At 67.8% G+C, this 1011-nt stretch carries 1 pseudogene; it reads right to left on the reverse strand.

Features of this window, described 5'->3' with window-relative positions:
* Window positions 1-280: 280 nt before the first annotated feature.
* Window positions 281-1011, reverse strand: a pseudogene (locus JCM19049_RS15285) (pseudouridine synthase); the annotation flags it as partial.

Raw genomic sequence — 1011 nt, forward strand, 5'->3', positions numbered from 1 at the left:
CCACCAGTTCCGGGGCGATGCGCTGCCCGGCCTGCAGGATGGTGCCCGCGCCGATGTCCTGGGCGACCCCGGCGGCCGAGGGGGAAATGTCGCGCAGGTAGACGCCCACGCCCTTGGCGCGCAGCCCCAACCCGACGCTGGTGCCCAGCAGCCCGGTTCCGATCACCAGCACCGGGCCAGCGAGATGCGAAGTATTCATGTTCCTAGTTCCGCTTGTCCAATCCTGCCTGCGCGTCCCGCCAGGCGGGCGCTGCCTGCCGGTGGGACGCCTCGAATCGTCCTAGAGCCCGACCATGGCCATCAGGTGGCCAACTTCCTGCTTGCCCAGCGGCCGGATGGTGCCCTGCTTCTGGTCCCCGAGCTGGATCGGGCCGATGGACACGCGCACCAGGCGCTGCACCGGGTGGCCGACCGCGTCGAACATCCGGCGCACGATCCGGTTGCGCCCGGAGTGCAGGGTGACCTCGACCATGACCCGGGTGGGGGTCATGTCGATGATGCGGAACTCGTCCACCGAGGCCCAGCCGTCCTCCAGCTTCACGCCCTCGCGCAGCTTGTTGCTCACGCCCTTGGCCAGCGGGCCGTCGACCTGCACCAGGTAGGTCTTGGGGACCTCGTACTTCGGGTGCTGCAGCCGGTTGGCCAGCTCCCCGTCGTTGGTCAGGATCAGCAGGCCCTCGGTCTTGTAGTCCAGCCGGCCCACATGGTAGAGCCGCTGGTTGGTGTGCTCGTTCTTGAAGTAGTCGCTGATGGTGCGGCGGCCTCCGGGTCCTCCATGGTGGAGACCACGTGCTTGGGCTTGTTGAAGACGTAGTACTTGTGGGCGGTGTTCACCTGCACGCGCATCCCGTCGACGTGGATCACGTCGCGTTCCGGGTTCACCCGGGCACCGAGTTCGACCACTAGTTCCCCGTTGACCTCAACGCGGCCCTCGGTGATCATTTCCTCGCAGGCGCGGCGGGAGGCGACCCCGGCGTTGGCCATCACCTTCTGCAGGCGCACGCCCTCGGT

Source organism: Arthrobacter sp. JCM 19049, assembly GCF_001310435.1.